Source organism: Rhodoferax sp. (assembly GCF_044236835.1).
GTDB lineage: Bacteria > Pseudomonadota > Gammaproteobacteria > Burkholderiales > Burkholderiaceae_C > Allorhodoferax.
Genome location: NZ_JBIIGC010000037.1, coordinates 1 through 6910, shown reverse-complemented (window position 1 = coordinate 6910; position 6910 = coordinate 1). Strand labels below are relative to the sequence as shown.

9 protein-coding genes and 2 pseudogenes are annotated in these 6910 nt (G+C 61.2%); 2 read left to right on the top strand and 9 right to left on the bottom strand.

The window, feature by feature from the left end:
* The 8 genes from ACILRC_RS15070 to hisD form a co-directional block, all read right to left on the bottom strand.
* Positions 1-260: SDR family NAD(P)-dependent oxidoreductase (locus ACILRC_RS15070; RefSeq protein WP_395670188.1), on the bottom strand; the 260-nt coding region annotated here is incomplete at its 3' end.
* 287 nt (positions 261-547) lie between these two features.
* The gene (locus tag ACILRC_RS15065; RefSeq protein ID WP_395670186.1) at positions 548-1024 is read right to left on the bottom strand and encodes a 3-hydroxyacyl-CoA dehydrogenase NAD-binding domain-containing protein; all 477 of its coding nucleotides are present in this window, start codon (positions 1022-1024) and stop codon (positions 548-550) included.
* Positions 958-1290: a 3-hydroxyacyl-CoA dehydrogenase NAD-binding domain-containing protein gene (locus ACILRC_RS15060; RefSeq protein ID WP_395670185.1), complete on the bottom strand. Its 333-nt coding sequence runs from the start codon at positions 1288-1290 to the stop codon at positions 958-960. The genes ACILRC_RS15065 and ACILRC_RS15060 overlap by 67 nt, the downstream gene beginning before the upstream one ends.
* 24 nt (positions 1291-1314) lie before the next feature.
* On the bottom strand, positions 1315-2133 hold the full coding sequence (locus ACILRC_RS15055; protein ID WP_395670184.1) for an alpha/beta fold hydrolase: 819 nt from the start codon (positions 2131-2133) through the stop codon (positions 1315-1317).
* Positions 2103-2234 (bottom strand): hypothetical protein, encoded by a 132-nt coding sequence (locus ACILRC_RS15050; RefSeq protein WP_395670183.1) that lies wholly within the window; start codon positions 2232-2234, stop codon positions 2103-2105. The genes ACILRC_RS15055 and ACILRC_RS15050 overlap by 31 nt, the downstream gene beginning before the upstream one ends.
* A 4-nt stretch (positions 2235-2238) precedes the next feature.
* Complete coding sequence (locus tag ACILRC_RS15045) at positions 2239-3171, bottom strand: alpha/beta fold hydrolase (protein WP_395670182.1); 933 nt, start codon at positions 3169-3171, stop codon at positions 2239-2241.
* On the bottom strand, positions 3168-3842 hold the full coding sequence (locus ACILRC_RS15040; RefSeq protein WP_395670181.1) for an SDR family oxidoreductase: 675 nt from the start codon (positions 3840-3842) through the stop codon (positions 3168-3170). The genes ACILRC_RS15045 and ACILRC_RS15040 overlap by 4 nt, the downstream gene beginning before the upstream one ends.
* Positions 3843-3890: 48 nt before the next feature.
* Complete coding sequence (gene hisD, locus ACILRC_RS15035; RefSeq protein ID WP_395670180.1) at positions 3891-5198, bottom strand: histidinol dehydrogenase; 1308 nt, start codon at positions 5196-5198, stop codon at positions 3891-3893.
* Between the two features lie 131 nt (positions 5199-5329).
* Here hisD and ACILRC_RS15030 point away from each other — a divergent pair.
* Together ACILRC_RS15030 and ACILRC_RS15025 are read left to right on the top strand one after the other, a co-directional pair.
* A pseudogene (locus ACILRC_RS15030) lies at positions 5330-5503 on the top strand (LacI family DNA-binding transcriptional regulator); the annotation flags it as partial.
* A 54-nt stretch (positions 5504-5557) separates the two neighbouring features.
* A complete protein-coding gene (locus tag ACILRC_RS15025; protein WP_395670187.1) occupies positions 5558-6406 on the top strand; it encodes a substrate-binding domain-containing protein in 849 nt (282 codons plus the stop codon).
* Positions 6407-6485: 79 nt separating this feature from the next.
* Here ACILRC_RS15025 and ACILRC_RS15020 read toward each other — a convergent pair.
* A pseudogene (locus tag ACILRC_RS15020) lies at positions 6486-6785 on the bottom strand (DnaJ C-terminal domain-containing protein); the annotation flags it as partial.
* Positions 6786-6910 lie beyond the last annotated feature (125 nt).

Sequence of the window (6910 nt, the reverse complement as noted above, 5' to 3'; positions counted from 1 at the left end):
CGGCGTGACCAGCTCAGGCTGCGCTGCCAGCAGCACGCGCAGCGGGATCGGCAGCGACAGGACCCACTGGCGCACCGGCACGTGGGGGATGACATGGTCCACCAGGTGCGCTGCCGTCTGCGACATGGTTCGCTTGCGGATCGGGCCATCAGCGTGACGTGGGCACCTGCGCCGGCCAGTGCTACTGCGCTGGCCAGACCGAGGCCCCGCCCGCCACCGGTGACCAGTGCGTGTTTTCCATCCAGGCGGAAAGACGGCATGCGCGGCAGTGTGATCGGCTGCTGCCCGGTGGTTGAATCTGCGTTGGGTGCGCTCATGTCTGGGTCTGCTCAACTTTGCGTCGCTGGGCTGCCAGGGCCATCAGCATGCGATCGCGCCAAGCCCCTCCGTGCAGGCAGATCATCGGCACTCAGGCGCTCGCGCCGCTGTGCTTCGACCTGCTTGATCAACGCCTGCGACCAGGCGCTGTCATGCGTGCGGGATGCGGCAATCGTACGGTAGAGCGGTCCAAACCTTTCTGCGTAGTCGGCCACGCCGCCGGGGGCGTTCAGGTCAATGGTCTCGAAGGGCCCCATGAAGCTCCTCCGTCGGCCAGTCCGTCGCGCACCGTCTTGTCAATATCGTCGCAGCTGGCAACGCCTTCTTCAACCAGTGCCCAGGCCTCGCGCAGTAGCGCCCCCTGCAGCCGATTGAGCACAACCCCCCCGGTCTCTTGCCGAACCACGACGGTGGACTGCCCCACCGCATCCATCAGCGCGCGGGCAAAGTCCAGAGCTGCCGGGTCGGTATCGGGTGAAGGCACCAGTTCGACCACCGGGACCAGGTGGGGCGGGTTGACCGGGTGGGCTACCAGCACGCGCGTCGCGATGGACAGCCCAGCGGTAAAGCGCGAGGCGCCGATGCCGGAGGTAGAACTGCCAATCACTGCGCCGGGCTCTACCAAATCTTGCAGTTCACTCAGCAGGGCGGTCTTGACCGCTGCCTGCTCCAGCACGGACTCCTGGATGTAGGCAGCGCCCTGCACGGCTTCGCCCAGCGTCGGTGCAAGGTGTACACGCTGCAGCAGGGCTGGGGGGCATCCAGCAGCCCGTGGGCATCCAGCGCAGCGGCTTCTTCTGCGATGTAGCCAAGCACGCTGGAGCGGACAGCGGGACTCGCGTCATACACGCGCACGGTCAGCCCCGCGCGGGCAAAAACAATGGCCCAGCCCGCTCCGACCAGGCTGGCCCCGACTATTGCAACGTGCGCTGTGCCCAGGAGGCGTTCGGCCGCGGTGAGTGTCCCGTTCATAAAGGTCTTGGTCCCAGCGCGGTCTCAGGCTGCGTTTTGCAGCAGCCCAAAGCGGCGCAGCCCTTCAATGGCCACGGGAGCACCCCATTCCTGCACGTAGTGGCCGGCCTCTTGCACAAGCATAGGGTTCTCGCATCCGCGGATCACCTGGCGCAGCAACTCCATGCGCACAGGCGTGATCACCACGTCCTGCATGCCAATGGCCATGAAAGATTCCCCAGACCATTGGGTACTCAGATACTCACGCGCCGCCAGACTGGTTTCAAGTCCCTCGCGCGCGCTTGGCGTCAGTTCGCCGTTCTCGGGCCGCATGATGAGTTCGGGGAACCGGCGCACGCCGTCCTTGTAGTGAACATCGGGGAAGGGCGCATCGTAGGCCACCGTCTCAGCGTCAGTGAGCACGGGCGTGCGGCTTTGAATCCACTGGCCCACCGGGTTGTCCGGCTGGCTGCGATTGGCCACCCGCCAAGTGGCAAAGCCCGATGTGGGCTCTTCACCATAGGGCATGCTGGTGTTCATCAGGAACAGGCGGGTGAAGCGCATGGCCATCTCTTTGATGAGAGAAAGGCCGAGGATGCCACCCCAGTCTTGGGCCACCAGGCAGACGTTGTGCAAGTTCAGCTGCTCGACAAAGGCCTGTATGGAGCTGCGGTGGAAGTGATAGCGGTACACCGCGTCGTCCACGGGTTTGTCACTGCGGCCAAAGCCGAACAGATCAAAAGCTACCACGCGATGGCCATTGGCTACAAAAACCGGGATCATCTTGCGGTACAGGTAGGACCACGAGGGCGTGCCATGGATGCACAGAAAGGTTACGGCAGCGTCAGCGGCTCCTTCGTCCACGTAGGCATGCGCAGGCCCTCGTAGCCAGGCAGGGTGTCGGTGTATCGCGGCGTGTAGTTCCAGCCGGGCAGGTTGGCAAAACGCTCATCAGGCGTACGCAAGGCCTCAATCGTCTGTGAAGTCCAGTTGTGTAAAGAAGTCTGCAATCCGCAGGTTGGCGGCATCCGGCGCTTCTAGGTGCACAAAATGTCCAGCACCTTCTGCCGTCTCCAGCACGGGGTTCTTGAAGTAATCGGCCAGCCTGTCCATCCATTGCACGCGGATGACCGGGTCTTCCTGCCCCCAAAAAAAGCGACTGGGTACGGTGATCGCGGGCAGTGACGGTGCGCCGTTGGCCACCAGGTCCATGCGGGCCGCATGCGTGGCCGCGTACCATGCAAAGCCGCCTTCAATGTTGCCTGGGCGCATAAAGTTGTCAGTCCAGTGGTCGATCTGGCCGTCAAAGGCCGTTTGCACATGGGCCCAGTGGCGCAGGATTCCCTCGAAGTAGATGCGGCAGGTTTCTCGGCTGTGCCCGACCAGTTGCGCAGCCCACGGCTGTTGCTGGAAAGACTGATACCAGATCTCGCGCAGGTGGCTGGCGTCGGCCCAGCGGCGCCCGATGCCGGGGTAGGGTGCGTTGAAGAAGAAGAGGCCAGACAGACGCTCGGGGTGCTGGCGGGCCAAAGTCTGCGCCACATAGGCACCCACATCATGCGAGACAATGCCAAAACGCTCTAGCCCCAGTGCGTCGGCTAGCGCAAGTATGTCCCTGGCGTGGACGTCAGCGCCTGCGGGCAAAAAGTCGTGGGGCGGCTTGATCCGGCTCTGCCCGAAGCCGCGCAGGTCCGGGGCGATGACCCGCCAGGACCGCTCCAACGCCCCGATGTTGCGGTGCCAGGTCCACCAGAACTCGGGCCAGCCGTGAAACAACAACAGCGGCGGGCCAGAACCTTCATCGACATAGTGAAGGGAGGCCTCGGGTGTTTCAAGAACGCGATGGTTCCAGTCGCCTTGCGGGTGTGTGCGGTCGCGGCTGGCCGAGCGCAGGTCGCTCACCGTGTCACCCATCCACCTGAGAAGGGAAACACTTGGCCCACGAAAAAGTCGCTCTCACTACCAGCCAGAAACAGTGCCAGCGCTGCGGACTCCCACCCGTGCGCCAACCGGCCCAGCGGGGCACCCTTGATACGCTCCTTGAATTCCTCGGTCTGCTGGTAGCTTTCAGGGAAATAGGTGGGGTTATGAACAAAGGTCTGCGCAATGGCATTTACCTGCACGTTGTGCGGCGCTACCTCTGTACCAACGTCCTGAACATAGGCCAGCTGCGCACCACGCGCTGATCCGTAGGCACTGTAGTTGGGCATGCCCTTGAGCGCGGAGGCGCTGCCCATCACCACGATCTTCCCCTTGCGCCGAGCAATCATCTGCGGCAGCACGGCGCGCACCAGGCCGTGCATGGGATACACCATGGCCTCGTACATGGAGCGAAAGGTAGCGTCGTCCGTTTCTAGCACCGAGGTTCTGGGCTGTACGGCTGCCAGGTTGACCACCAGAATGTCCACATGGCCCGCCTCGTCTATCAGGGCCTGGGCCGCGCCGTTCTGGCGCAAGTCGCGCTGATCGGCAATGACGTCAGCACCCTCTTTGGTAAATAGCTCCACCAAATCGGCGCCCATGAACGCGTCGATCTGGGTGATGACGGTTCGCTTTCCTTCGAGTCGTTTCAAGGTAATCCCTTCGTGATGATGTTGCGGAATCTGCGCAGGGGCAATGGCTCAGACTGCGGCACCCGCGTAGGGCACCTCCTGCTGACCATAGCGACGCACCCGCACATTGGCTTGCTCGCCGTGCGCCACCATGCCTTCCATGGCGCACAGACGCGAACAGTATCGCCCAATAAGTGTGCTGGCTTCATTGGTCAGCACCTTCTGGTAGGTACAGGTTTTGATGAACTTGCCCACCCACAGACCGCCGGTGTAGCGTGCGGCCTTTCCGGTGGGCAGGGTGTGGTTGGTTCCAATCACTTTGTCGCCGTAGGCTACGTTGGTGCGTGGACCCAGGAACAGCGCGCCGTAGTTGCGCATATTCTTAAGGAAATAGTCGGGGTCCTTGGTCATCACCTGGACGTGCTCACTGGCAATGCGGTCAGCTTCCCGCAACATTTCTTCGTAGCTTTCGCACACAATGACCTCGCCGTAGTCACGCCAGCTGGTGCCAGCGGTGTGGGCAGTAGGCAAGATCTTCAGCAGCCGCTCCACTTCAGCCAGGGTATCGTGCGCGAGCTTCTCGCTGTTGGTCAGCAGGATTGCCGGTGTATTGAAGCCATGCTCGGCCTGGCCGAGCAAGTCGGTAGCGCACATTTCGCCATCGACCGTGTCGTCTGCGATGACCAGGGTCTCGGACGGTCCGGCTATCAGGTCAATGCCTACACGACCGAACAGTTGCCGCTTGGCTTCTGCAACGAACGCATTGCCCGGCCCCACTACCATGGTGACGGGGCGGATGGACTGCGAGCCCAATGCCATGGCACCGATGGCCTGTACCCCACCCAGGGTGTAAATTTCATCGGCGCCGCCCAGGTGCATGGCAGCAACCACCGCAGGCACCACCATGCCGCCCACCGGAGGTGAGCTGGCCACAATGCGTGAAACGCCGGCCACCTTGGCAGTCACCACACCCATGTGGGCCGAAGCGATCAGTGGGAATTTGCCGCCCGGTACATAACAGGCCACGGATTCAACGGGCATATTGCGATGCCCCAGCACGACACCGGGCATGGTCTCCACCTCGATGTCATGCAGCGAATCTTTCTGGGCCTGCGCAAAGTTGCGAATCTGGTGCTGCGCGAATTTGATGTCATCGAGCTGACCCGGGGTCAAGGATCGCACACAGGCGTCCACCTCAGCGTCGCTCAGGCGAAACGACTCGGGCTGCCAGTTGTCAAACTTGCCAGACAGCGCGCGCAAGGCCTCGTCACCGCGCTGCTCGATGTCGCCCAGAATACCGACCACCGTCTCACGTACCTTGGCAGCGTCTTGCGCAGACTGCTCTGCCGTGCGTCCTGTCTTTAAAAAGCGAATCATGGTTGCATCTCCATCAATGAAGACGCCATTGTCAGAAAAATTCAATGCAAAATTAGTGCAAATGGTGGGTGTTAACCCTTGCGGATTGCGCTCATGCAAAATTATGCAAAGCGGCATGCTCCAGTCGAGTGATGCGCCATTCCATGACGATTTGTACCAGGGGGGTCTCCATGTCTGTTAAGCCGCGCCTCGAAGAAATTGCCAGCTTGGTGGGGGTTTCCATATCTACGGTCTCGCGGGCGTTGTCGGGCCATCGCGCCATCAGTGCCGCCACCCGCAATGCAGTTCAAGATGCAGCCACACAGATTGGTTACCGACTTCCGGTGCAGGGTCGGCGCCCTGGGAAGGCGGCCACGCGCATGGTTGGAGTGGTGGTCGGGGCACTACACAACCGGTTCATGACCGAGCTGCTTGAGCACATGCACGACGCCCTGCAGACGGCAGGCTATCAGCTCGCCTTGATTATTGAGCCGATGAACAACGCAGCAGCGCTGCACACGTTGCGTCCGTTGGTTGACGGATACCTGGATGGTTTGGTCGTTATGACTGCGACGCTGGACTCTCCCGTGGTGGCCGAACTTAGACAACGTGCCCTGCCTATGGTACTGGTTGTGCGCTCGGTAGACGGGTTGGATGTGGATACGGTTGAAATCGACAACGTGCATGCGGGTGCCGAGGCTTCGCGTCACTTGCTGGCCCTGGGGCACCAGTCGATTGGCCTTGTGCTTGGTCCACGCAATACGTCAACCAGCCGTGACCGCCATGCCGGCGTTGAAGCGTGCGTGGAGCAACAGGGTTTGAAGGGTGTGGATGTTCACGTTGCATGGGGTGAGTACACCTCTGAGAGCGGTTACGCTGCAACAATGCGTTTGCTGTCCTCCCATTCATCCATGACAGCGCTCATCGCTGGCAATGACACTATTGCCTTGGGCATTCTGGAGGCAGCCATGCGGCGCGGTCTTTCGGTGCCTGAGCAGCTATCGGTGATAGGCTTTGACGACTCGCCCATGGCCGCGTCCCCGCTGCTGTCGCTCACGACCATTCGCCAACCGATCGAGGCCATGGCCAGGACGGCAGTTAAGCGGCTGGTTGCCAGGATGACGCGTGCCTATTTGGGCCCGGCAGTGCATGACTTGCTGCCCATTACCCTGATACAGCGCGCCACCACATGCACGTGCTCGCCTAGCCGCTCCACACCATCATGCTGACCCAAACTCCATAGTTTCGTCTAGCGATTGTTGATGGTCGGTGGTGCGGTTGATTGCCTATGATTTTGATACACCGATTTCAGCTAAAGAAACTCTTCAACCGATCGGTCCAGGTGTCTTCAGTCGGTGAATGCTTGGCACCTCCTTTTTTCAGCGACTCATCGAGTTCGCGCAATAACTTGCGCTGATGCTCTGTCAGCTTGATCGGTGTTTCCACCAGGATGTGGCAATAAAGGTCACCGGGGTAGCTCGCGCGCACACCCTTGATGCCCTTGCCGCGCAGTCGGAACTGTTTGCCGGTTTGAGTGCCTTCAGGAATATCGATAGCCGCTTTTCCAGCCAGTGTCGGTACATCAATTTCACCGCCTAAAGTGGCAGAGCATAGGAAATTCAAACGCCCTTTTCAAGCTGACAGGCCCCGGGGTAAACCCGACAGCGCCGCTTGATCCGGGTCTGGCCCATCCATCCACGGCCAGACAAGACGCATCGAGGCTCGGCCCGACA

Coding starts and splice junctions, on each gene's coding strand:
- ACILRC_RS15060 (WP_395670185.1), bottom strand. CDS start 1,290: ATGAACGGGACACTCACCGCGGCCGAACGCCTCCTGGGCACAGCGCAC.
- ACILRC_RS15025 (WP_395670187.1), top strand. CDS start 5,558: ATGGTTGGAGTGGTGGTCGGGGCACTACACAACCGGTTCATGACCGAG.
- hisD (WP_395670180.1), bottom strand. CDS start 5,198: ATGATTCGCTTTTTAAAGACAGGACGCACGGCAGAGCAGTCTGCGCAA.